This is a genomic window from Sphingopyxis granuli NBRC 100800, assembly GCF_001591045.1.
Taxonomy (GTDB): domain Bacteria; phylum Pseudomonadota; class Alphaproteobacteria; order Sphingomonadales; family Sphingomonadaceae; genus Sphingopyxis; species Sphingopyxis granuli.
This window is the reverse complement of sequence record NZ_BCUA01000063.1, coordinates 1-24,121: the sequence shown is the minus strand read 5'-3', so window position 1 is coordinate 24,121 and position 24,121 is coordinate 1. Positions and strand designations below refer to the sequence as shown.

Here is a 24,121-nt window from a genome sequence, read left to right as displayed (position 1 = left end):
CCGCCGCGGTGCCGCCGTCCCCCGCGCCGCCGCCGCCGACCGCGGCGTGGGACGCACGCGCGCTCGACAGCGGCGCGTGGCGCTACGACGCCGGCAGCCGCACAGCCCGCTTCGTGCCCACCGGCGGCGCCAGCCCGCTGCTGACGATGGCGTGCAGCGGCGGCGCCATCCGCCTCACCGCCGGGCTCGATGGCCCGGTCGTGCTGCGCACCAGCGCGGGCACCGACCAGATCCGCTTCGACGGCGGCAGCGCGACGGTGCCGAACCGCGACATCCGCCTCGACCGCATCGCCTTCAGCCGCGGCCGCTTCGCGCTCGAAGGCGCCGGCCGCGCCCTGACCCTGCCGGTGCAGTCCGAAATCGGCCGCGTGATCGAGGATTGCCGATGAAGCGCGCTCGGAAATGATACGCCATCCCCGCTTCCGTTCGTGCTGAAACGGTGCAGATTAACGGCTCACCGCTTTAGTATGGTGGAATCGAAGTTCTTGTCATCATCGTCACCCTGAACTTGTTTCAGGGTCCATGATCTGACCTCGACGGAAAGGCAGCGCAAAAGGGAAGGTTCGGCCATGGATGCTGAAACAAGTTCGGCATGACGAAGAATGTGGGAACTCGCCAAAACTCGAATCCCCGCAGGCCGTCGAGCAGCGCACCGTCTCCCTATAGCCACAAAGGATAAAAATCGGACCCCCCGATACGAGTCCTTTGTCGCTTTAAGCCCCCAGCCGCACCGTGCCGCCGCGAATCCAGCCCCAGCGGCACGGGCCCTGATATTCGCGCGCCGCAGGCACCGGCTTGCCGACGCCGCACATGTCCTTGTCGGTGCCCGGCGCGATGAAAACGACGCCGAACCAGGCGTCGTCGTCGGTCGCCTCGCACAGCGACACCGGCGCGCCGCCCGCCAGCTTCGCCTTGACCGCGCGCGTCTCGCCCGGCGCCCAATAGACGTCGGTGCCGCCGTCCTTGACGCGGCTGACGCTCGAACAGGCGGGCAGGCTCGGCCCCTCGGTGCCGACCATCACCGGCCGGCTGGCGATCGGGTCGCCGGCCACCGCCGGGGCATTGTCGGCGGGCGGCGGCGCCGGCTTGGAACAGCCGGCGAGCGGCAACGCGATCAGCGCCAGCGCGTACAGCATCGAACGGGGAGCATATGTCTGTCTCATGCTGCGAAATTAGCCGTCCTACGGCGTCGGCGCAACGCCCCCCGGCGCCGCGGCAAGAGGCGCATTTTCGCTTGGGTTTTGCCCCCCCGGACCCTATATGATCGACATGACGGACACTGCAGAGACGAACGCGCCGGACCACGGCGGCAAGCATCCCAACACCAATGCCTATGGCGCCGATTCGATCAAGGTCCTCAAGGGCCTCGACGCGGTGCGCAAGCGGCCGGGCATGTATATCGGCGACACCGACGACGGGTCGGGCCTGCACCACATGGTGTTCGAGGTCAGCGACAATGCGATCGACGAGGCTCTGGCCGGGCATTGCGACCTCGTTCTCATCACGCTCAACAGCGACGGGTCGGTCAGCGTCGAAGACAATGGCCGCGGCATCCCGACCGGCATCCATCCGGAGGAAGGCGTATCGGCGGCCGAGGTCATCATGACCCAGCTCCACGCCGGCGGGAAGTTCGAGAATACCAGCGACGACAACGCCTACAAGGTGTCGGGCGGCCTGCACGGCGTCGGCGTCAGCGTCGTCAACGCGCTGTCCGAATGGCTCGAACTCACCATCTGGCGGGGCGGCGAGGAGCATTGGATGCGCTTCGAGCATGGCGACGCGGTCGCGCCGCTGGTCGTCCGCGGCCCCGCGCCGGCGGGCAAGAAGGGAACGCGCGTCACCTTCCAGGCCTCGACCGAGACGTTCAAGAACGTCACCGAGTTCGATTTCGAGAAGCTCGAACATCGCTACCGCGAACTCGCCTTCCTCAACTCGGGGGTCCGCATCAAGCTGGTCGATGCGCGCAGCACCGAGCATGTCGTCCACGACCTCTTCTACGAAGGTGGCATCGCGGCGTTCGTCAAATGGCTCGATCGCAACAAGACCCCGCTGCTTCCCGATCCGATCGCGATCACCTCCGAACGCGACGGCATCGGCATCGAGGTCGCGCTCGAATGGAACGACAGCTATTATGAAAATGTCCTCTGCTTCACCAACAATATCCCGCAGCGCGACGGCGGCACCCATCTCGCCGCCTTCCGCGCCGCGCTGACACGCACGCTCAACAATTATGGCGAGAAGTCGGGACTGCTCAAGAAGGAGAAGGTCAGTCTGACCGGCGACGACATGCGCGAGGGGCTGACCGCGATCGTCTCGGTCAAGCTGCCCGACCCCAAATTCTCGTCGCAGACCAAGGACAAGCTGGTCAGCAGCGAGGTACGCCAGCCGCTCGAAAGCCTGATGGCGGATCGCATGACCGAATGGCTCGAGGAAAATCCGGGCCATGCCAAGGCGGTGATCCAGAAGGTCGTCGACGCCGCCGCCGCGCGCGAAGCGGCAAAGAAGGCGCGCGAGTTGACGCGGCGCAAGGGCGCGATGGACATCGCCAGCCTGCCCGGCAAGCTCGCCGACTGCCAGGAGCGCGATCCGGCGAAATGCGAGCTGTTCCTCGTCGAAGGCGACTCGGCGGGCGGGTCGGCCAAGCAGGGCCGCGACCGCCACGTCCAGGCGATCCTGCCGCTGAAGGGCAAGATCTTGAACGTCGAGCGCGCGCGCTTCGACCGCATCATCTCGTCGAAGGAGGTCGGGACGCTGATCCAGGCGCTCGGCACCGGCATCCGCGACGAATTCAACGTCGAGAAGCTGCGCTATCACAAGATCGTGATCATGACCGACGCCGACGTCGACGGCGCGCATATCCGCACGCTGCTGCTCACCTTCTTCTATCGCCAGATGCCGGAGATCATCGAGAACGGCCATCTCTACATCGCCCAGCCGCCGCTCTACAAGGTCGCGAAGGGGCGCAGCGAGGTCTATCTGAAGGACGACACCGCGCTCGAAAATTATCTGATCGACGCCGGCATCGACGCGTTGCTGCTCGAAACCGCGGGCGGCGCGCGCTCGGGCAAGGACCTGCGCGAGCTGATCGAGCACGGGCGGCGGCTGCGCGCGCTGATGCGCTACGTGCCGCGCACCCTCGACGCCGGGCTGATCGAGGCGCTCGCCTTCGCGGGCGCGCTCGATCCCGAGCTCGACGCCGCGGGCCGCCACAGCGCCGCCGAAACCGCCAGCCGCTGGCTGAACGCCGCCGAGCGCGCGCTGACAGGCGGCAACGAAGCGGTGTGGACGATCGCCGCGGTCGAGGGCGGCGGCTATACGCTCGAACGCCGCTGGCGCGGGGTCAGCGATCATCATGCGATCGACCCCGCCTTCCTCGCCAGCCAGGAGGCGCGCCGCCTCCACAAGCTCGCCGCCGAGCAGGTCGAAACCTATGCGCGCCCCGCCCGGCTGGTGAAGGCGGGCAGCGCCGCGGCCGAGGTCGAGGCGGGTCCCGACGACGAGGAGGCGGAGGCCGCCCGGACGCCCGCCGCGCGCGCGACGCCGGTCACGCGCCCGTCCGAACTGCTCGACGCGATCTTCGCGCACAGCCGCCGCGGGCTGGCGATCAGCCGCTACAAGGGGCTGGGCGAGATGAATGCCGAGCAATTGTGGGAAACCACGCTCGATCCCGCCAACCGCTCGCTGCTGCGCGTCGAGGCCGAACAGGCCGACATCGCGCACGACATCTTCGAGCGGCTGATGGGAGACGAGGTCGAACCGCGGCGCGATTTCATCCAGACCAACGCGCTGTCGGTCGCCAATCTCGACGTCTGACCGGTCCACCGCTGGCCGCGAATTCGAACCGATACGACGCCGGCCGCTTGCACCCCGCGGACGCCGCTGCTTGATGCCGCCCACGTCAAAGGGGAAGGTCTGCATATGCGGCGTTCGATGGGATTGGCCCTGGCCCTGCTGTTGGCCCCGTCCTTGTGGTCGGCCGCGCCGGCGATCGCGCAGGATCAGGGTCCGGGCGAAGCCGACGCCGGCGACGGCACCGAGATGGGCAGCGGCGTCGCCAGCTATTACAGCGACGAACTCGCCGGAAACCGCACCGCGAGCGGCGAGCCCTTCGATCCCGACGAACTGACCGCCGCGCACCGCACCCTGCCCTTCGGCAGCAAGGTGCGCGTGACCAACATCGCCAACGGCCAGAGCGTCGTCGTCCGCATCAATGATCGCGGTCCCTTCGGCCGCGGCCGCGTGATCGACGTCAGCCACGCCGCTGCTAAGGAGATCGGCATGCACCGCTCCGGCACCGCACGCGTCAACATGACCTTGCTCGACGACTGAGCGGTCGACCGGTCAGACCGAAAGGCCGATAATCTCCTCTTCTTACAGAGAGGGGTCGGTTTCAAAAAAGACAGGTGCCGCCGACAGGGCTCGAACATCGCTTTCCATCTATATATTTTCAATTTCCTGCAAATATTGTAGATATGGAAAATCATATGATTCGCAGGAGAGACGGAAAATGACCGAACAGCACCGTCCCAAGGGACTTTCGAGCGCGGTCAGCTATCGGGACAGCAAGGCCGCCTTCCGCTGGCTCGAGGCGGCGTTCGGTTTCGAGCCGCTGTTCGTGCTGCTCGACGCCGACGGCAATCTCGCGCACAGCGAGATGGGCTATGGCGATTCGGTGGTGATGGTCGGCAGCGAATGGTCGGACCATCACCGCAGTCCGAAATCGATCGGCGGCAAGAATACGCAGTCGGTGCATGTCCAGCTCGGCGCCGGCGAGGACATCGACGCGCATTGCGGCCGCGCGCGCGCCGCGGGCGCCGACATCATCGCCGCGCCCGAGACGCAATTCTACGGCGACCGTACCTATCGCGCCAAAGACCCGGAGGGGCATATCTGGACCTTCGGCGTCACTGTCGAAGCCAAAACCGCGGCGGAATGGGACGCCGAGGGCGGTTTCACCACCAAGACGCGGCTCGACGATTGAGCGCCGCGCTCGACCGCACCCTCGCCGCGCTCGCCGATCCGCAGCGCCGCCGCGCGGTCGAGCTGCTGCGCGAGCGACCGCGCAGCGCCGGCGATCTCGCTGGCGCGCTCGGCCTCGCCCCGCCCGCGATGAGCCGCCATCTGCGCGCGCTCAAGGCCGGCGGGCTGGTCGAGGATGCGCATCCCGATTTCGACGCGCGCGTGCGCATCTATCGCCTGAAGGATGGCGCGACCGACGAACTCAAGGCCTGGCTCGCCGAGACCGAGGCGCGCTGGGCGCACCAGCTCGCGGCATTCAAGACGCATGTCGAAGGGCGGGGCGCGTGAGCGGCGCGGCGGTGATCGTCGCGCTGCGTGTCGCCGCGTCGCCGATGGCGGCCTTCACCGCCTTCACCCGCGACATCGGCCGCTGGTGGACGAGCCACCCGCTCTTCCCGCTGACCCCGGAAGGCGACGGCGAACTGCGCTTCGATCCTCCCGGCCCGGGCGGCCGCCTCGTCACCCGCTTCGCCGACGGCACCGAGTGGGAGATCGGGGCGGTGCGGCACTGGTCGCCCGGCGAACGCCTCGCCTTCGGCTGGCGGCTGCCCAGCTTCGCGCCCGACCAGACCACCGAGGTCGAGGTGCGCTTCGAGGCGGTCGGCGCCGACACGCGGGTAACGGTCGAGCATCGCGGATGGGACGGCATTCCGCAGCATCACGCCGCGCGGCACGGGTTCGAGCTGATGCTGTTCCAGCACCGGCTGGGCGAACATTGGCGAAGATTGCTCAAGGGGTTGAGCGAACTTCTCTGAACCGGTGTCGGCTTTGGGGTGGGAAGCGGTCGTTTGAGACATGCCCTGGTTTCCCCTCCCGCAGGCGGGAGGGGAGAAGAAACGTCCGCTTCCAGTCGAAAGCGAACATCCGTAGCGCTGCCGTCGGTCCGGGGGCTTGCCCCCCGCCGTCCGCGGCGCCACATCCGCTGCATGGCCCTGCCACCCCTCTTCGCCGACTGGTTTGCCGCGCGCGGATGGCGGCTGCGCGGACATCAGGCCGCCATGCTCGCGGCGGCGGAGCGCGGCGAGCATGCGCTGCTCGTCGCGGCGACCGGCGCGGGCAAAACGCTCGCGGGCTTCCTGCCCAGCCTGACCGACCTTGCGGGTCGTCCCAGCGACCGGCTGCACACGCTGTACGTCTCGCCGCTCAAGGCGCTCGCCGCCGATGTCGAGCGCAACCTGCTCGGCCCGATCGCCGCCATGGGCCTCGACATCAGCGTCGAGAGCCGCAGCGGCGACACCAGTTCGGACAGGAAGGCGCGGCAGCGCGCAAAGCCGCCGAACATATTGCTGACGACGCCCGAATCGCTGTCGCTATTGCTCTCCTGGCCCGACAGCTTCGCGATGTTCGCCGATCTGAAGACGGTGGTGATCGACGAGATACATGCCTTTGCGCCCGGCAAGCGCGGCGACCTCCTGTCGCTCGCGATGGCGCGGCTTCAGCGGATCGCGCCCGGTCTGCGCCGCGTCGGCCTGTCGGCCACCATCGCCGACCCCGACGCCTATCGCGCCTGGCTGGCGCCCGACGCCGATGCCGGGGGGGTAACGCTGGTCGAGGGCGAGCCCGGGGCCGATCCCGACATCCGCATCCTGCTGCCCGAAGGCGCGGTGCCGTGGGCCGGCCATTCGGGGCGCTATGCGGTGCATCAGGTGATGGCGGAGATCGCGAAGAACCGCACGACGATCATCTTCTGCAACACGCGCGGGCTCGCCGAGCTGATCTTTCAGGAGCTGTGGAAGGTCAACGACCTGTCGCTGCCGATCGCGATCCACCACGGCAGCCTCGACCGCGAGGCGCGGCAGCGCGCCGAGACGGCGATGGCCGAGGGGCGGCTGCGCGCGCTCGTCGCGACCGCCAGCCTCGACCTCGGGCTCGACTGGGGCGACGTCGACTGCGTGATCCAGATGGGCGCGCCCAAGGGCTCGTCGCGGCTGCTCCAGCGCATCGGCCGCGCCAACCACCGGCTGGATGAGCCGAGCCGCGCGCTGATCGTGCCCGGCAACCGCTTCGAATATCTGGAGGCACGCGCCGCGCTCGATGCGGTCGCGGCGGGCGAGCGCGATGCCGACCGCTTCCGTCCCGGCGCGCTTGACGTGCTCGCGCAGCATGTGATGGCGCTCGCCTGCGCGGCGCCGTTCGACGAGGCCGAACTGCTTGCCGAGATTCGCACCGCGACGCCCTATCGCTGGGTCGATGCCGGGCTTTTCGCGCGCCTGCTCGGCTTCGTGCGCGACGGCGGCTATGCGCTCAAGAGCTATGACCGGTTCCGCCGCCTCGCACCCGACGGACCGGGGCGCTGGCGGGTCGCGCACCCCCGGCTCGCGGCGCAGCATCGGCTCAACGCCGGGATCATCGTCGAGGCGCCGATGGCGGCGGTGCGGTTCCGGAACGGGCGGCGGCTGGGGCAGGTCGAGGAATATTTCGCCAGCACGCTGACACCGGGCGACACCTTCGCCTTCGCCGGGCTCAGCCTCGAGGTCGAGGCGATCCGCGACACCGACCTGATCGTCCGCGCGACGACGCGTCCCGCGCGCATCCCCAGCTATATGGGCGCGCGGCTCGCCATCTCGACCCGCCTCGCCGACCGGGTGCGGGCTTTCCTCGCCGATCCGGCAAGCTGGCGACGCTTTCCCGAGGATGTCCGCTTCTGGCTGGAGATGCAGGCGCTGCGGTCGGTGCTGCCGCGTCCCGGCGAACTGCTCGTCGAGAGTTTTCCGCACGAAGGCGCGCATTATCTCGTCTGCTATCCGTTCGAGGGGTGGAACGCGCACCAGTCGCTGGGGATGCTGCTGTCGAAGCGGATGGAGCGCGCGGGGCTGCAGCCGCTCGGCTTCGTCGCCTCCGACTATGCGATCGCGCTCTGGTCGCTACGGCCGGTCACCGATCCCGAGGCATTGTTCGACGCGACGATCCTCGAAGGCGAATTCGTCGAGTGGGTCGAGACATCGCACCTGCTGAAACGCGCCTTCCGCGAGGTCGCGGTGATCGGCGGCCTCATCGAGCGCCAGCATCCGGGCAAGCGCAAGACGGGCAAGCAGGTGACCTTTTCGACCGACCTGATCTTCGACGTGCTCCGCAAATACGAGCCCGACCATCTGCTGCTCGAGGCCGCCTGGGCCGATGCGCGCGAGCGGCTGACCGACGTCGCACGGCTTGGCGACCTGCTCGACCGCGCGGCCGGAACAATGGTGCACCAGCGGCTCGACCGCATCAGCCCGCTCGCAATCCCCGTCCTCGTCCTGATCGGCCGCGAGAATGTCGCCGCCGCCGATCTCGACGATGCGCTGCTCGGCGAACTCGCCGACACGCTCGCCGAAGCGGCGATGGGGCCCTAGGGCCACCAGAAGGGCGACTCTTTGTCCTGCTTGCCGCGGCGGCGCCGCAGGCGTAGACTGGCATCAAAAGAAGGATGCCGCCATGAGACACGCCTCCGCCCGCGCGCCGCTTTGGATCCTCCTGCTCGCCGCCCCCGTGCTGCTGGGATCGACCCCGCCGGGCGCGACGATCCCGACGGCGCCGATCGTGCCCGCGCCCCCGACCGACGGCATCGCCGACCCGGCGACGACGACGAGCGAGGTCACGCCCTTCATCCAGCCGTTCGACCTCGACGCGACGCGGCGCATGGCGGTCAACGTCATGGTCGGCGGGCAGGGGCCCTTTTCCTTCCTCGTCGATACCGGCGCCGAACGCACCGTGATCGCCAAGGAGCTTGCCGAGCGGCTCGGCCTGCTTCCCGGCGCGACGCTGCGCCTCGCGACGATAGGCGGTTCGGCGACCGCGCAGAGCTATCGCGTCGCGGCGCTGCAGATGACCGACCTGCACATGAGCGGGTTCGAAGCCCCGGCCTTCGCCGGCCGCCATATCGGCGCCGCGGGGCTGATCGGCGTCGACATGCTCGAAGACCGCCGCGTCCTCATCGATTTCCGCAAGGAAAGCATGGCGATCCTCGAGACCCGGCGCCGGGCGCGGCCGATCATCCGCGACGACGACGCGATCGTCGTCACCGCGCGCAACCAGGCGGGGCGGCTGATCCTCGCCGACGCGCGGCTCGACGGCCATCGCGTCGACGTGATCGTCGACACGGGCGCGCAGACCAGCGTCGGCAACCTCGCCTTCCAGCGGCTCGTCGCCAACCGGAAGCAGAACCGCCTGCCCTTTCTTCCGGTGACGCTCAACGCGGTGACCGGCGAGCCGGTCGCGGCGATGCGCACGATCGTCCGCCGCATCTCGATCAACGGGATGGAGGTCAACGACCTGCCGGTCAGCTTCGCCGATTCACAGGCCTTCCGCGCGCTCGATCTCGCGGAGCGTCCGGCGCTGCTGCTCGGCATGGACAGCCTGTCGCTGTTCGACCGGGTCGAGATCGATTTCCCGAACAAGCGCGTCGTCTTCGACCTGCCCGAACGCGCGAGCCGCGACCCGGCGCTGCGTTATGCCGCCGCGGGGATCGCCGCCGGGAGCTGATCGGCGCAACCCGTCGCCCGGCGCTTGCCGCCGCCCCGCCGCCTTGCCATAGCCGCGCGATGGCGCCTGCCCCGCTCGTCCCCCCGCTCGTCCCGCCGCCGTCCGCTCGACCGGCGCTGGACTTCGCCGGCCACCGCTTTGCCGTGGCGGGCGACCGCGCGCTGTTCTGGGCGCGGCACGGCGCGCTGATCGTTGCCGACATGCACCTCGAAAAGGCGCGCTGGTATGCCGCGCGCGGCCAGCCGCTGCCGCCCTATGACAGTATCGATACGCTCGACCGGCTCACGCGGCTCGCCGCCGACACCGGCGCGCGGCAGATCTGGTGCCTCGGCGACAGCTTCCACGATCCGCAGGCGGCGCGCGCCGTCGCGCCGGCGATCGCCCGGCGGCTCGCCCATCACGCGGCACGGGCGCGGCTCGTCTGGGTGGCGGGGAATCACGACGGGCTGAGCGGCGACGCGTGGGGCGGCACCGTCGCCGACGAGTTGGTCGTCGACGGCATCGTGCTGCGCCACCAATGCCTGCCCGGCGAAACGCGGCCCGAGATTTCGGGGCATTTCCACCCCAAGCTGCGCCTCGCGCTGCGCGGCCGCAGCGTATCGCGCCCCTGCTTCGCCGCCGACGACCGGCGCCTGATGCTGCCGGCCTTCGGCAGCCTCACAGGCGGTCTCGACGTCCGCGACGCGGCGATCGCCGAGCAATTTTCCGGCCCCTATCGCGCGATGCTCGTCGCGCAGGGACGGCTGCTCGCTTTCCCGTGCCGTGACGCCGCCGGATGTGACGCTACGGCATAGGGGATTTCCCCTAATTTGCGCCCGGCACGCCTCGGCGTGGCTGTGGCGAAAAAGCATCACTCGTTGCAAAGAAACGCGCAAAAGCGCGAGCTTGACTAGAACGCGGAAGCGATCGGGCTATGATCGCGCGGCAACGAGAACAGAAATTCTCTGAGAGGAGTGCCCCAAATGAAATCATCTTCCCTTCTGTCTGCCCACCTGCTGCGCACAAGCGCGCTCGGCGTATCGCTGGCGGTCGCCGCGGCCGCCGTTCCCGCCTTCGCGCAGGACGCCGCGCCGCAAGACCAGGCGACGGCGGACGATAGCGGCGACGCGCCGATCATCGTCACCGCGCAGGGCCGCGCGCAGCTGCTGTCCGACGTGCCGGTCGCCATCTCGGCGGTCAGCGCCGAGACGCTGCAGAACAGCGGCGCCAACGACATCCGCCAGCTCAACCAGGTCGCCCCGTCGCTGCTCGTCTCCTCGACCGGTTCGGAGGCCAACGGCTCGGCGCGCATCCGCGGCATCGGCACCGTCGGCGACAACCCCGGGCTCGAAAGTTCGGTTCCGGTGTTCATCGACGGCGTCTATCGCTCGCGCTCCGGCATCGGCCTCAACGAACTGGGCGAGATCGACCGCGTCGAGGTGCAGCGCGGGCCGCAGGGCACGCTGGGCGGCCGCAACTCGTCGGCGGGCCTGATCAGCATCTATTCGAAGAAACCCTCCTTCACCTTCGGCGCCAATGGCGAGGTCACCTACGGCAACCACGACTATTGGCGCCTCGGCGGCAGCGTCACCGGGCCGATCAGCGACACGCTCGCGGCGCGCATCGACGGCGTGTGGGTGAAGCGCGACGGCTTCTACAACGACGTCAACAACAACACTGACATCAACAACCGCGACCGCTATTTCCTGCGCGGGCAGCTGCTGTTCGAACCGACCGACGCGCTGTCGCTGCGCCTGATCGCGGACTACACCAACCGCGACGAGCGCTGCTGCGCTGCCATCTATGTCGACAACAGCGTCAATCCCTACATCGGCAACCTCAACAACCCGAGCCCGACGGGGGCCGCGACCGCGACAACCAACAACATCACGCGGGTGCTGATCGACCTGGGACAGCCCGCCGCGGCGCTGACCCCCGGCTACAACCGCGACATTTATGTCACTCCGGGCCGCAGCTATGCCGGCAAGACCAAGGATTACGGCTTCTCGGGCCAGATCGACTATGATTTCGGCGGCGCGACGCTGACGTCGATCACCGCCTATCGCGAATATCGCTCGGGACAGGCGGGCGACCTCGACTATGGCGCGGTCGACATCCTCTATCGCGCCGACGACAAGGACGCCTATCGCCAGTTCCACACCTTCACCCAGGAACTGCGGCTGCAGGGCGAAGCCTTCGACGGCAAGCTCGACTGGCTGATCGGCGGATTCTACGCGAACGAAAAGCTGACGGTGCGCGACAATCTGCGCTTCGGCGACGATTACGGCCGCTTCGCCAACTGCCGCCTCGTTAGCGGCAGCGCGCTTGCGGGCCTCTATTCGCCGGGTCAGGCAGGCTGCGTCGCGGGGGGCATCGACAATCCGCTCGGGGTGGGCCGCAATACGATCCTCGGCGCCTCGGGCACTTCGGGGGCGGATATCGTCGCCGCCTTCTCCGCGCTCGACGGCCTTAACGACCTCGGCTCGATCAACGACCGCTATCGGCAGAACGGAACGAACTGGGCGCTGTTCACGCACAATATCTTCCACATCACCGACACGCTCGATCTGACGCTCGGCCTGCGCTACACGCACGACAAGAAGAAATTCTCGGCCAGCTTCACCAACGACAACACGGTCTGCACGACGATACAAGGCCTCGTGCTCGACGACCTGACGAGCACTACCAGTAATGCGACCGCCAAGGCGCTGGCGGGCGCGCTGATCGGCCTCGGCTGTCAGGGCAATGCTACCGCCGAGCTCAATGGCGTGTCGATCAGCGACCAGCGCAGCGAGGACAAGTTCACCGGCACCGCGATCCTGTCGTGGAAACCCACCGACGATCTGATGACCTATGCCAGCTATTCACGCGGCTACAAGGCGGGTGGTTTCAACCTCGACCGCTCGGCGCTGAAATCGCCGATCGTTCCGTTCGGCGGCCAAGCGGGCGCGCAAGCTCTGGTCAGCGGCCTCCAGTTCGACCCCGAACTCGTCACCAGCTACGAACTCGGCGCCAAATATTCGGGCGGTCCGTTCAGCGCCGGGCTGACCCTGTTCCGCACCGACTTCAAGAACTTCCAGCTCAACACCTTCAACGGCTCGACCTATATCGTGCAGACGATCAACGGCTGCTCGGCCGATCTCGGCGGGGCCGACCGCGACCAGAGCAAATTTACGAGTGCGCCCAACTACAACGCGGCAGCCGCAACGACCGGCGCCTGCGCCGCGGACGACGTGACCTGGGGTGTGCGCTCGCAGGGCTTCGAACTCGAAGCCTCGCTGATCCCGGCACGCAGCTTCCGCATGACCGCGGGGCTGACCTATGCCCGGACCAAATATAACAAGAATCTGGTCGGCAACTCGTCGGGCACGCCGCTCGACCAGGCGCTTCGCAAGCTTCCCGGCGACAATATGTCGAACGCGCCCGAACTGGTCGCGACCGGCAGCATCGCCTGGACGCCCGACATCGGCAGCAGCGGGCTGACCGGGCTCGTCTACGTCGACGGCCGCATGACCAGCGACTACAACACCGGCTCCGACCTCTTCCCGCAGAAGGAACAGGACGGCTATGCCATCTTCAACGCGCGCCTCGGCGTGCGCGGCCCCGACGAGAAATGGGGCATCGAGCTGTGGGCGCAGAATATCTTCAACAAGCAATATTCGCAGGTCGCCTTCAACTCGCCCTTCCAGGAAGGCGCGACGACGGCCGATTTCGCCGATCCGCAATATCCGGGCGGTCGCCAGATCTTCTCGATGTTCCTAGCCGAGCCGAGGACCTATGGCGTGACGCTGCGCGGCAAGTTCTGAGCCGCAAGGGGGTCGGGGCGGCCGCGGCCGCCCCGATTGGAAAAGGCGGGGCCGGCGCGCCCCGCCTTTTTCTTTTTGTCAAACTGGCATTCGTGGCAGCTGTGGCAGAAAAGACGCGCCCGCGGCGTAAAACCGCTACGGAAACGGGCGGCCTCTGGTCGCTCCACGCCATTTTGATATGCTCCTTCCTCGCAGAATGAAAAGATATTGCGAGAGGAGGACCACCGATGAAAGCCAAGCGTTTTTCCGCGTCCCACCTGCTTCACACCAGCGCGCTCGGGGTATCGCTGGCGGTCGCCTTCGCCGCGACCCCGGCGCTCGCGCAGGCGCGCGGCGGCGAGGGATATGAGGATCCCGATTCGATCATCGTCACCGCGACGCGGCGCAGCGAGATGCTGTCGGACGTGCCGATCGCCGTATCGGCCGTGACCGGCGAGACGCTGGAAAAGACCGGCGCGACCGACGTGCGCGCGCTGGGACAGGTCGCCCCGTCGCTGCTCGTGTCGGGCGCGACAAGCGAGGTCAATTTCACCGCGCGCATCCGCGGCATCGGTACGGTCGGCGAAAATCCCGGGCTCGAAAGCTCGGTCGGCCTGTTCATCGACGGCGTCTATCGCAGCCGCACCGGGGTCGGCCTGTCCGAACTGGGCGACATCGAACGCGTCGAGGTGCTGCGCGGGCCGCAGGGTACGCTGTTCGGCCGCAACTCGACCGCCGGGCTGATCAACATCGTCACCAAGGGGCCCGAACTCGGCCATTTCGGCGGCAAGGGGTCGGTCAGCTACGGCAATTATGATTACTGGCGCATCGACGGGTCGCTGAACGCGCCGCTCGGCGACAAGGCGGCGCTGCGTCTCGACGGCGTATGGCAGAAGCGCGATGGCTTCATCAGGAATGCGACGCCCGGCGAACCCGACATCAACGACCGCGACCGCTGGCTGGTGCGCGGGCAGATGCTGTTCGAACCGAGCGACAGCATCAGGCTGCGCCTGATCGCCGATTACAGCGAGCGCGACGAGAATTGCTGCGGCGGCGTGCTGCTCGGCCCGGTGCGCGGCCTGACGCGCGGCGCCGACGGCTTTCCGGTCGCCGGACCCAACACGCTGCTGCCGCTGCTTCAGCTTCTCGGCGCCAACCATCAGGTGCCGCCCCCGGGAGAGAGCTTCATTCGCACCCAGGCGACCACCCCCGGCATCACCTATCGCTCCGACACCAAGGACTGGGGCGTTTCGGGCGAGTTGACGTGGGAACTCGGCCCGGCGACGCTGACCTCGATCACCGCCTATCGCGATTACAAGAATGGGCAGGGGCAGGACGCCGACTTCAACGCGCTCGACATCCTGCACCGCACCGACCTCGACCGCCGCTTCCGCCTGTTCACGCAGGAACTGCGGTTGCAGGGCGATGCGCTCGACGGACGGCTCGACTGGCTGGTCGGCGGCTATTTCGCCAACGAGAAGCTCGATGTCGACGACGACATCGTCTATGGCGCCGATTATGAGCGCTTCGCCAACTGCCTCGCGGCGGTGACGCTCGCGCCGACGCTGGTCAATCCCGCCTCGGCCACCTGCTCGAACCTGCCCGTGGCCTCCTTCCCCGGCTTCCAGGGGATCGCCGCGCTGCTCAACGCGCCGCGCCTCAACGGCACGGGCGCCGCCGATCCGAGCTTTCACCAGCGCAGCACCAACTATGCACTGTTCACCCACAACAGCTTCGACCTCGTCGAGGACCGGCTGACGCTGACGATCGGCGCGCGCTACACGCACGAAAAGAAGACGCTGGCCGGCGACGCCAATTTCACCAACACGCTGTGCCCGGCGATCGTCAATTCATCGCTGCAGGCGCTCGCGAGCCTCGCCTGCGTCATCAACGGCACCGCGCCCGACCTCGTCAAGGGCGCGCCGGGCACGCGCTTCAGCGACAGCCAGTGGACGGGCACCGCGGTGCTGAGCTGGAAACCGACGCCCGACCTGCTCGTCTATGGCTCGGCGTCGAAGGGGTACAAGGCCGGAGGCTTCAACCTCGACTTCTCGGCGCTCGACCGGCCGTGCAGCACCACCGCGGGGTCGGCGGTGCAGAACGCCGCCTGCACCGCGCTGCTCGCGCTTCCCGCCAACACCCCGGCCAACGGGCGGCCCGAGGCGAGCGACCTGCAGTTCGCGAGCGAAAAGGTCGACGCCTACGAACTCGGCATCAAGTGGGACGGGCCGGGGATCGACGTCAACATCGCCGCCTTCTGGCAGGAATACAGCAATTACCAGCTCAACACCTACAATGGCGTCAATTTCGAGGTGACGAACATCCAGGCGTGCAAGGACGACCTCGGCACCGGCCCGATCGACAACAGCGCCCTTACCGGCGGCTGCGCGGCCGACCGGCTGAAACCCGGCGTCGTCGCCAAGGGGCTGGAAATCGAGACCTTCCTGCGCCCCGCGCGCTATCTGTCGGTCAACATGGGGCTGACCTATGTCGACACCCTCTATCGCCGCAATCTCGTCGGCACCGGAGGCCGGCCGCTGTCGCCGGTGCTGTTCCAGCTTCCCGGTCGCGGCGTGTCGAACGCCGCCAAATATGTCGCGACCGCGGGGATCAGCTGGACGCCGCCGATCGGCGGGTCGGGGATGAGCGCGCTCTTCTATCTCGACACGCGCCTGCAAAGCGACACCAACACCGGCTCCGACCTCGACGTCGAGAAGATCCAGGACGGCTTCGCGGTCGTCAACGGCCGCGTCGGCCTCTATGGTCCCGACCGGCGCTGGGGAATCGAGCTGTGGGGGCAGAATCTGCTCAACAAGCGCTACTATCAGATCGGGGCCGACATGCCGTTGCAGGGCAGCGGCACCTTCCGCTCGGTCGCGGCGCCCGCGTCGCTCGGCTTCCCGGCGACGGCGAGCCAGCTTTTCGTCGGCTTCCCCGGCGAACCGCGCACCTATGGCGTGACGCTGCGCGGCCAGTTCTGATCCGGCGCAATCGCGCTTCGACCGCCCGCGCGCCATGTCGCGCGCGGGCGGTTTTCTTTTGCTTTTCGCCTGTCCTTGCATAGGCTTGCGCGATGTTCGCGATCGACTCCCTGCTCGTCAAAATCGCCCTGATCGGCATCATCGGCCTCGGCGCGCAATGGGTCGCCTGGCGGACGGGACGCCCCGCGATCGCGCTGATGCTGCTCGCCGGCATCGTCGCCGGGCCGGTGCTGGGGCTGATCGATCCCGAAAAGGATTTCGGGGCACTGCGCGAACCGATCATCAAGCTCGCGGTCGCCGTCATCCTGTTCGAGGGCGGGCTCAGCCTGAAATTCCGCGAACTGCGCCACGCCGGCGTCGCGGTGTTCATGCTCGTCTTCGTCGGCGTGCCGGTCGGCTGGGCGCTCGGCACCGCGGCCGCCTATTATGGCGCGGGGCTGCCGTTCGAGCTGGGGGCGCTGTTCGGCGGCATCATGGTCGTCACCGGCCCGACGGTCATTGTGCCGCTGCTGCGCACGCTCAACATCACGCCGCGCGTCAAGCACATGCTGAAATGGGAAGCGATCGTGAACGATCCGATCGGCGCGCTGCTCGCGGTCGGCATCTATTCATACATCATCCACGGCGGCAGCGACGCGAACGGCGTCGGTATCGTCACCGATGTCGTCGCCGCCAGCCTGCTCGCGATGCTGATCGGCGGCGCCGCCGCCTTCGCGCTGACCGCGGCCTTCGTGCGCGGCTGGGTGCCCGAATATCTGAAGGCGCCGGTGCTGCTGACGACGGTGATCGCGGTCTTCGTCCTCTCCGACCTCATCATGCACGAAACGGGACTGATCACCGTCACGGTGATGGGAGTGGTGATGGCGAACCGCGAGACCGATTCGAGCCATATGCTGATGCGCTTCAAGGAGGATTTGACCGTCCTCCTCGTCTCGGGGGTGTTCATCATCTTGTCCGCCACGCTCGACTGGACCGTCATCCAGAATTTCCAGCTCCGCTTCCTGCTCTTCCTCGTCCTGCTGCTTTTCGTGGTGCGGCCGCTGACGATCATGGCGGCGCTGCTCTTTACCCGCATCCCCTTGCGCGAGCGCCTGTTCGTCGCCTGGATCGCGCCGCGCGGCATCGTTGCCGCCGCCGTGACCGGCCTGTTCGCGCTGCGCCTGTCGGATTACGGGGTGCCGGGCGCGGAGGCGCTGGTGCCACTGTCCTTTGCGGTGGTCATCGCGACGATCTTCGCGCACGGCTTCACCGCCGCGCCCTTCGCGCGCTGGCTGGGGCTCGACCGCGGCAAGGGCGACGGGGTGCTGCTCGTCGGCGCCAACGGCTGGACGATCGCCTTCGCCGAGTTCGTCAAGGCACAGGGCCGCGCGGTGCTGGTCGCCGACACCAGCCTGCTCGCGCTGCGCCGCGCCCGCGCCGCCGACCTGCCCGTCTATCACGGCGATATCTTGGACGAGACGCACGACGACCATCTCGACATGGGCCGCTATCAGCAACTGATCGCCGCGACCGACAACGACGCCTATAACGCGCTGGTGTGCAGCGAGCTGGCGCCCGAGGTCGGCCACGACCGGGTCAGCCGGGTGATCGCCGAGACGCCGCGGGGCAGCCGGCGGCGCGGGCGCGTCCTGACGCTCGGGGGCACGCCGATCGAGACGCAGCTCGACCGGCTGCAGGCGGGGTGGACCTTCGGCCGCACCCGGATCACCGAGAAATTCCCCTATGCCGATTTCGTCGCGCGGATGAAGGCGTCGGGCGGCGACAGCCTGATGGTCGCGCGGCCGTCGGGCGACCTCGCCGTCTTTTCCGCCCAGCACCGGCCGCCGGTCGAGCCGGGCGACACCGTCTGGACCTTCGTCCCGCCCGACGACCCGCGCACGCGGATCGAGGCGCGCGACGCGGCTCCCTGAACCGATCCCTGAATTAGCGCGCTCGCGCCGCCTGGTGCGCGATGTCGGTCATCAGCTTGCGGAACAGCACCGCCCCCGCGGTGCCCGACGATTTGAGCGCGCGCTCGCAATCGAGCAGCCGCGTCATCAGCCGCGCGACGCGCAGCGAATCCCAGATGTGGAGCTGCGCCGTCACCGCATCGCGCTCCTTCCAGAAAACGCCGCTGCTCCGCGCCGATACCACCGTCGCCGGATGTGCGCCCGCATCGACCTCGGCGCGCAGCCGGGCGAGCTGCATCGCGCGGATGCCGAGCGCGCGGATGATGCGGATTTCGGCAACGCCGATCGCCGCCGCCTTCGCCAGCATGTCGGGCAGGTCGCGCACCTTGCCGCCGAGCGCGACGTTGATGCATGCGCTGACGTCCTCCTCGTGCGTCGCGGCGCCCAGCGCGGCGATGTCCGCCGCCGTCACCTGCCGCTGCCGGTCGGGCGCGGCGTCGAGGTAGAGCGCGATCTTCTCGATCTCGCGCCGCATCAGCGCCTGGTCGCCCGACACGAGATCGACGAGCAGCTGTGCATCGGCGTTGGACAGGCGCAACCCCTGATCCTGCGCCGCGTCCATCGCGATGCCGACCAGCGCGCGCCGGTCGGGCTGGTAGCAGATGGCGGCAACCGCCCCCGCCGCGCCCTCGACCAGCTTGACGAGCTTCGAACGCGCGCTCACCGACGCGCCGGTCGCGATCACCGGGTTGATCGCGGTGTCGGCGGCGAGCAGCGCCTCAACCGCCGACAGGCAATCGTCGCCGCTGCCCGCGATCTCCAGCCGGATCACCCGCGCCGGCGAAAAGAGCGACATCGACGCCGCCTCAGCGGCGAGCAGCGCCGCATCCTGCGACAGCTGCGGCGAGGCGAGGTCGAGCCGCTCAGCCTCCGGGCCCGCAAGCCCGACGAGATGCGCGGCGACCGCGCCCATCGTCGCCTCGTCGGGACCGGTGAGCAGGACGAAGCGGACCGCGGGGTCGAGGCGCGTCTGGCGTTCGAGGTCGGCGGGCTTGAGCGGCTTCATCGCCGCTCAGCGCGCCGGCGGGGGTGCCGGGGCAGCCGCGGCCTGCCCGCCGCCGCGGCTCGCGAACACCGCGACGCGCGCGACGATCTGGTCAGCGATGCCCTGCGCGAGCCGTTCGAGGGTCGAGGATTCGGCGGCGATCGTCGCATATTCGCTGCCGACGACGTCGATCCCCGCGTCGGCCGCGGCGGTCGCGTCGAGCAGCACCTCGCCCGACCCCGCATCGACGAGCTGGTAGCGCGCGCGCAGCGTCCGCCGCTCGCGCGTGACCGCATCGTCCGAGCGGACGCCGAAGCCGGTAATCGAATCCTCGAGCCGCACATCGAGCCGCAGCCGCGCGCCCGCGCCCTGCCCCGCCTGCGTCGGCTGGAGCCGGTCGCGCAGCGCGTTGCGGACGAGCCAGCCCGAATGCCCCTCGATCGGCGCGACATCGACATCGGCGAGCGTCCGCGCCACCGCGCCCTGGCTGCCGTTCGCATAGAGCGGGCGCAGTCCGCAGCCGCCGAGCAACAGCGAGGCGGCGACGAGCGAGGAGGTCAGGAGGCTACGCATCGGGGGAATAATGACCGCAATCCCTGTTCGTGTCGAGCCCGTCGACCGCCCGCAGGGGACCTCTGGCCGAAGTCGATGCAAGGTAGCGGCCCTTTCGCATTCCATGCGGCCATCCTTCTCCCCTCCCGCAGGCGGGAGGGGGTTGGGGATATCCCGATTTCGCTCGACGAAGCCGGAGAGTCGGCAGCACCCATCTTCAGGGAACGATGTTCACCAGCCGGTCGGGGACGACGATCACCTTCCTCGGCGCCGCGCCGCCGAGCAGGTCGGCGATGCGCGGCCGCGCCAGCGCCGCGGCCTCCGCCGCTGCCTTGTCCGCGCCCTTGGCCAGCGTCATCGTATCGCGCAGCTTGCCGGCGATCTGGATCGCGATCGTCACCTCGTCGTCGACGAGCAGCGCCGGATCGGCGGCCGGCCATGCCGCGTCGGCGACCATCGCGGCGCCGCGCCGGCTGTCGGGAAGCGCCGCCCACGCCTCTTCGGCGAGGTGCGGCATCATCGGCGCGACGAGCAGGATCAGCGTCCGGCACGCCTCGCCGCGGGTCGCCGAGGGCTTCGCCTTCTCGATCTCGTTGGCGAGCGCGTGGATCTTCGCCACCGCCTTGTTGAAGCCGAGCGCCTCGATGTCGGCGGCGACCCCGGCGATCGCCTGGTGCAGCTTGCGCGCGAGCGCCTTGTCCTCGCCGCCGTCGCCGACGACTTCGGTCTCGCCGAAGATCCGCCACAAACGCTGCACGAAGCGCCACGCGCCCTCGATCCCCGCCTCGCTCCACGGCAGGTCGCGCTCGGGCGGGCTGTCGGAGAGCATGAACCAGCGCGCCGCGTCGGCGCCATATTGGTCGAGGATGGCGTCGGGATCGACGACATTCTTCTTCGACTTCGACATCTTGATGACGCGGCCGACCGCGACCGGCGCGCCGTCGGCGTCGAGCGTCGCGCCGTCGGCGGTGCGCGTCACCTCGTCGGGGGTGAAATAGAGCGGCGGCATCCCCTCGCCCTGCGCCCGGCTATAGGTTTCGTGCGTGACCATGCCCTGCGTGAACAGGCTCGCGAACGGTTCCTTGATCTCGACCATCCCCAGCCGTTCGAGCGCGCGCGTCCAGAAGCGCGCATAGAGCAGGTGGAGGATCGCATGCTCGATGCCGCCGATATACTGGTCGACCGGCAGCCAGCGGCGGATGACCTCCGGGTCGAACGGCCGGTCCGCCGGCGCGCTCGCGAAGCGCAGGAAATACCAGGAGGAATCGACGAAGGTGTCGAGCGTGTCGGTTTCGCGCTCGGCGGCGCCGCCGCACGACGGGCAGGCGACATGCTTCCACGTCGGGTGGCGCAGCAGCGGATTGCCGGGGACCGAGAAATCGACGTCCTCGGGCAGCACGACGGGAAGCTGGTCCCTGGGCACCGGCACCGTGCCGCACGCCGGACAGTGGATGAAGGGGATCGGCGTTCCCCAATAGCGCTGGCGCGACACGCCCCAGTCGCGCAGGCGCCACACGGTCGTGCCCTTGCCCCAGCCTTCATGCTCGGCGCGCGCGATGATCGCGGCTTTCGCCTCGTCAACGGTCATGCCGTCGAGGAAATGGCTGTTCACCAGCCTGCCGGGGCCGGTGTAGGCCTCGTCGCCGGCGAAGACCTGTTCGGTCTCGTCGCCGTCGGCGATCACGCGGTGGACCGGCAGGCCATATTTGCGCGCGAAATCGAGGTCGCGCTGGTCGTGCGCCGGGCAGCCGAAGATCGCACCGGTGCCATAATCCATCAACACATAGTTCACCACCCATACCGGCAGATGCCAGTCGGGGTCGAGCGGATGCTGGACCGATACGCCGGTGTCGAAGCCCATCTTGTCCGCGGTTTCGAGCTGTTCGGCCGAGGTGCCCTGGCGCCGGCATTCGGCGATGAAGGCCGCGAGTTCGGGCGAATCCTTGGCGAGGCGCTCGGCGAGCGGATGGTCGGGCGCGATCGCCGCGAAGCTCGCACCGTACAGCGTGTCGGGGCGCGTCGTGAAGACATCGAACCCCGGTGCGCCGCCCGCGAGGCGGAACGAGAATTCCAGCCCCTGCGACTTGCCGATCCAGTTCTCCTGCATCAGCCGCACCTTGTCGGGCCAATGGTCGAGGCTCTTGAGCCCGTCGAGCAGATCGTCGGCGAAGGCGGTGATCTTCAGGAACCACTGCGACAGCTTCTTCTTCTCGACCGGCGCGCCCGACCGCCAGCCGCGCCCGTCGATCACCTGCTCGTTGGCGAGCACGGTCATGTCGACCGGGTCCCAGTTGACGTAGCTTTCCTTGCGCGTGACCAGCCCCGCGGCGAACAGGTCGAGGAACAGCGCCTGTTCCTGCCCGTAATAGTCGGGCTCGCAGGTCGCGAGCTCGCGGCTCCAGTCGATTGCGAGGCCGAGGCGCTTCAGCTGCGCGCGCATCGCGGCGATATTGTCGCGCGTCCAGCCGCCGGGGTGGACCCCCTTTTCCATCGCCGCATTCTCGGCCGGCATGCCGAAGGCGTCCCAGCCCATCGGATGGAGCACCGCGTGCCCGGTCATCCGCTTGAAGCGCGCGAGCACGTCGCCCATCGCATAGTTGCGGACGTGCCCCATATGGATGCGCCCCGACGGATAGGGGAACATCTCGAGGATATAGGCTTTCGGCTTGTCGCCCCCGACCATATCTTTGCTGTCGTCGGTGGCAAAGCTGTTCGCGGCCTCCCACGCCGCCTGCCAGCGGGCGTCGGCAGCCAGGGCGCCAAAGCGCGATTCGCGGGTCATGTCCTGTTTACCCCGTTGTCTGTCGGTTGGCGCGGGTCCGCGCCGGAGAATTAGCCTTCGAACGCGCTGCGGCGCAGGTCGCGGGCGCGGGTGAGGATGATCTCCTCCAGCTTCTGCACCGTCGCCGCCTGCACCGGCGCGTCGACCCAGCCGCCGCCCTGCGCGACCTGGCGCGACGCGGCGACGCGCAGCGCGTCGGCGCGCAGATCCTGGTCGAGGATCGAAACCGTCACCTTCATGCGCTCGTTCGGGTTGCTCGGATTGGCGTACCAGTCGGTGATGATCACCCCGCCCGACGAATCGGCCTGGAGCAGCGGCATGAACGACAGCGAATCGAGCGACGCGCGCCACAGATAGCTGTTCACGCCGATCGTCGTCACCTGCGACGCGGCGAGGTCGGCCTTGGGCCGTTCCTTCCCGCCGCCGCACCCCGCGAGGCCGAGCGCCGCGACGCCGAGCAGGGCGAGCGCCGCCGGGCGGCGGCCGAGCCGGGCAAGGAAGGAAAACTGGGGCATGCCGAATACCTTATCATGGGGCGCCGCCGGGCCGGGCGGCCGGCTGCGCTGCGGGAATTGCAAGCGTCTCTATCGCCGTTGCCGCCGTCCGGCAAGCGCGGCAATACGCCATCCGCCGCGGTCCCGACTGTGGTCATCGTGCAACAATCCGGGCAAAAGCGGGCATGGGACGATCGGGCGAAGCGGAAACGCTGGCAATCCGGCGGCAGCCGTCCTATCTGAAGATTCGATTGGGGTTGGAGTCGCAGGATAATGGCGCGGAAACCGCGACATTTTTGGAGGGGTAGCGTCGTCGTTCTGGCGACCCTTTCGCTTGCCCTGCCCCCTGCCCTCGCCGCGATGAGCCGCGCCGACCGCATCCGCGACACGACGCTGTCGCAGACGCTGCTCGGCCAGTTCACTCCCGCGTCGGGCGATCCGCGCCTGATCGCGCGCTACGTCCGCATGTCGGAAGAATCGCGCCGCGCGTTCAGCTTCACCCCCGCGATCACCGACGACAGCCGCAAGAATCGCGCGATCACCGTCGTGATCCGCGCCCGCGACGAGGCGTCGAGCGCCGCGCGCACCGCCGCGCTGGCCGCCGGGCGCAGCAAGACGCCGATCGGCATCGCCCCCGTCGCCTATGATCTGGGCGCATCGGTCGGCTTCCAGAAGTTCGTGACCCCGGCGCTGCCGAGCGGCACCGACCTGCGCAACCTGCCCGTCGCCAAGGCGCCCGAGCAGGAAGAGGCCAAGTCGCGCTTCGCCACCCGCGTCATCAACCGTGCCAGCGATCCGGCGGGCGCGACCGACCGCATCACCGCGCCGGGCGACAACCAGAGCGTCGATGTCGTCAGCAGCTATCGCCTGACGAAGAATCTCGATGTCACCGCGGGCGTGCGCTATCGTACCGACGACCGCTTCCAGCCGCTGACCGATTCGCGCCGCGACAGCCAGGCGGTCTATGTCGGGACGGCGTTCCGCTTCTGACGCGGCCGGCGCTTCGCCGCTTTCGTCTTTCCCCGATCATCCCACGCGTCGATCGCCGCCCAGCCGGGCACGGCGATGCCGCCGCCCGCCGCGCGGAGCCGCAGCGCGCGCGCGCGCGCCGGCGTCATGCCGCCGAGCGCGACC

The 24,121-nt window shown here is 68.6% G+C and carries 18 protein-coding genes; 13 read left to right on the top strand and 5 right to left on the bottom strand.

Features of this window, described 5'->3' with window-relative positions; translation table 11 throughout:
• Window positions 1–389 (top strand): hypothetical protein (locus SGR02S_RS20280; protein ID WP_067111038.1); only part of this gene is annotated, 389 nt, incomplete at its 5' end.
• 324 nt (window positions 390–713) lie between these two features.
• Here the strand turns inward: SGR02S_RS20280 and SGR02S_RS14035 are convergent.
• The gene (locus SGR02S_RS14035; RefSeq protein WP_067111024.1) at window positions 714–1,163 is read right to left on the bottom strand and encodes a hypothetical protein; all 450 of its coding nucleotides are present in this window, start codon (window positions 1,161–1,163) and stop codon (window positions 714–716) included.
• A gap of 106 nt (window positions 1,164–1,269) precedes the next feature.
• On the opposite strand from SGR02S_RS14035, the gene gyrB reads away from it, so the two are divergent.
• From gyrB to SGR02S_RS13980, 11 genes are all read left to right on the top strand, one after another.
• Entirely contained in the window at window positions 1,270–3,813 is a 2,544-nt protein-coding gene (gene gyrB / locus SGR02S_RS14030) for a DNA topoisomerase (ATP-hydrolyzing) subunit B (RefSeq protein WP_067111035.1), read from the top strand.
• Between the two features lie 117 nt (window positions 3,814–3,930).
• Entirely contained in the window at window positions 3,931–4,329 is a 399-nt protein-coding gene (locus SGR02S_RS14025; RefSeq protein WP_324787691.1) for a septal ring lytic transglycosylase RlpA family protein, read from the top strand.
• Between the two features lie 178 nt (window positions 4,330–4,507).
• Entirely contained in the window at window positions 4,508–4,981 is a 474-nt protein-coding gene (locus SGR02S_RS14020) for a VOC family protein (RefSeq protein ID WP_067111019.1), read from the top strand.
• The gene (locus SGR02S_RS14015) at window positions 4,978–5,307 is read left to right on the top strand and encodes an ArsR/SmtB family transcription factor (RefSeq protein WP_067111017.1); all 330 of its coding nucleotides are present in this window, start codon (window positions 4,978–4,980) and stop codon (window positions 5,305–5,307) included. Before SGR02S_RS14020 ends, SGR02S_RS14015 begins: the two co-directional genes overlap by 4 nt.
• Window positions 5,304–5,774 (top strand): SRPBCC domain-containing protein, encoded by a 471-nt coding sequence (locus tag SGR02S_RS14010; RefSeq protein WP_244858049.1) that lies wholly within the window; start codon window positions 5,304–5,306, stop codon window positions 5,772–5,774. Before SGR02S_RS14015 ends, SGR02S_RS14010 begins: the two co-directional genes overlap by 4 nt.
• A 171-nt stretch (window positions 5,775–5,945) precedes the next feature.
• Entirely contained in the window at window positions 5,946–8,351 is a 2,406-nt protein-coding gene (locus SGR02S_RS14005) for a ligase-associated DNA damage response DEXH box helicase (protein ID WP_067111014.1), read from the top strand.
• A gap of 82 nt (window positions 8,352–8,433) precedes the next feature.
• Complete coding sequence (locus SGR02S_RS14000; RefSeq protein WP_067111011.1) at window positions 8,434–9,480, top strand: retroviral-like aspartic protease family protein; 1,047 nt, start codon at window positions 8,434–8,436, stop codon at window positions 9,478–9,480.
• Window positions 9,481–9,539: 59 nt separating this feature from the next.
• Window positions 9,540–10,274 (top strand): ligase-associated DNA damage response endonuclease PdeM, encoded by a 735-nt coding sequence (pdeM, locus tag SGR02S_RS13995; RefSeq protein WP_082797150.1) that lies wholly within the window; start codon window positions 9,540–9,542, stop codon window positions 10,272–10,274.
• A 168-nt stretch (window positions 10,275–10,442) separates the two neighbouring features.
• Window positions 10,443–13,265, top strand: coding sequence for a TonB-dependent receptor (locus SGR02S_RS13990; protein ID WP_067111009.1), 2,823 nt, complete (start codon window positions 10,443–10,445; stop codon window positions 13,263–13,265).
• 227 nt (window positions 13,266–13,492) lie between these two features.
• On the top strand, window positions 13,493–16,225 hold the full coding sequence (locus tag SGR02S_RS13985) for a TonB-dependent receptor (RefSeq protein WP_067111006.1): 2,733 nt from the start codon (window positions 13,493–13,495) through the stop codon (window positions 16,223–16,225).
• A gap of 92 nt (window positions 16,226–16,317) precedes the next feature.
• Window positions 16,318–18,135: a cation:proton antiporter gene (locus SGR02S_RS13980; RefSeq protein ID WP_067111003.1), complete on the top strand. Its 1,818-nt coding sequence runs from the start codon at window positions 16,318–16,320 to the stop codon at window positions 18,133–18,135.
• A gap of 13 nt (window positions 18,136–18,148) precedes the next feature.
• Here the strand turns inward: SGR02S_RS13980 and holA are convergent, their stop codons facing one another.
• The 4 genes from holA to SGR02S_RS13960 all read right to left on the bottom strand — a co-directional run bounded on the left by holA (window position 18,149) and on the right by SGR02S_RS13960 (window position 23,008).
• On the bottom strand, window positions 18,149–19,180 hold the full coding sequence (gene holA / locus SGR02S_RS13975) for a DNA polymerase III subunit delta (protein WP_067111000.1): 1,032 nt from the start codon (window positions 19,178–19,180) through the stop codon (window positions 18,149–18,151).
• Window positions 19,181–19,186: 6 nt separating this feature from the next.
• On the bottom strand, window positions 19,187–19,732 hold the full coding sequence (gene lptE, locus SGR02S_RS13970; protein WP_067110997.1) for an LPS assembly lipoprotein LptE: 546 nt from the start codon (window positions 19,730–19,732) through the stop codon (window positions 19,187–19,189).
• Between the two features lie 196 nt (window positions 19,733–19,928).
• A complete protein-coding gene (gene leuS, locus SGR02S_RS13965) occupies window positions 19,929–22,493 on the bottom strand; it encodes a leucine--tRNA ligase (RefSeq protein ID WP_067110995.1) in 2,565 nt (854 codons plus the stop codon).
• 50 nt (window positions 22,494–22,543) lie between these two features.
• A complete protein-coding gene (locus SGR02S_RS13960) occupies window positions 22,544–23,008 on the bottom strand; it encodes a DUF3576 domain-containing protein (protein ID WP_067111027.1) in 465 nt (154 codons plus the stop codon).
• 339 nt (window positions 23,009–23,347) lie between these two features.
• On the opposite strand from SGR02S_RS13960, the gene SGR02S_RS13955 reads away from it, so the two are divergent.
• Window positions 23,348–23,977: a hypothetical protein gene (locus tag SGR02S_RS13955; RefSeq protein ID WP_243469457.1), complete on the top strand. Its 630-nt coding sequence runs from the start codon at window positions 23,348–23,350 to the stop codon at window positions 23,975–23,977.
• The last annotated feature ends 144 nt before the right edge of the window (window positions 23,978–24,121 follow it).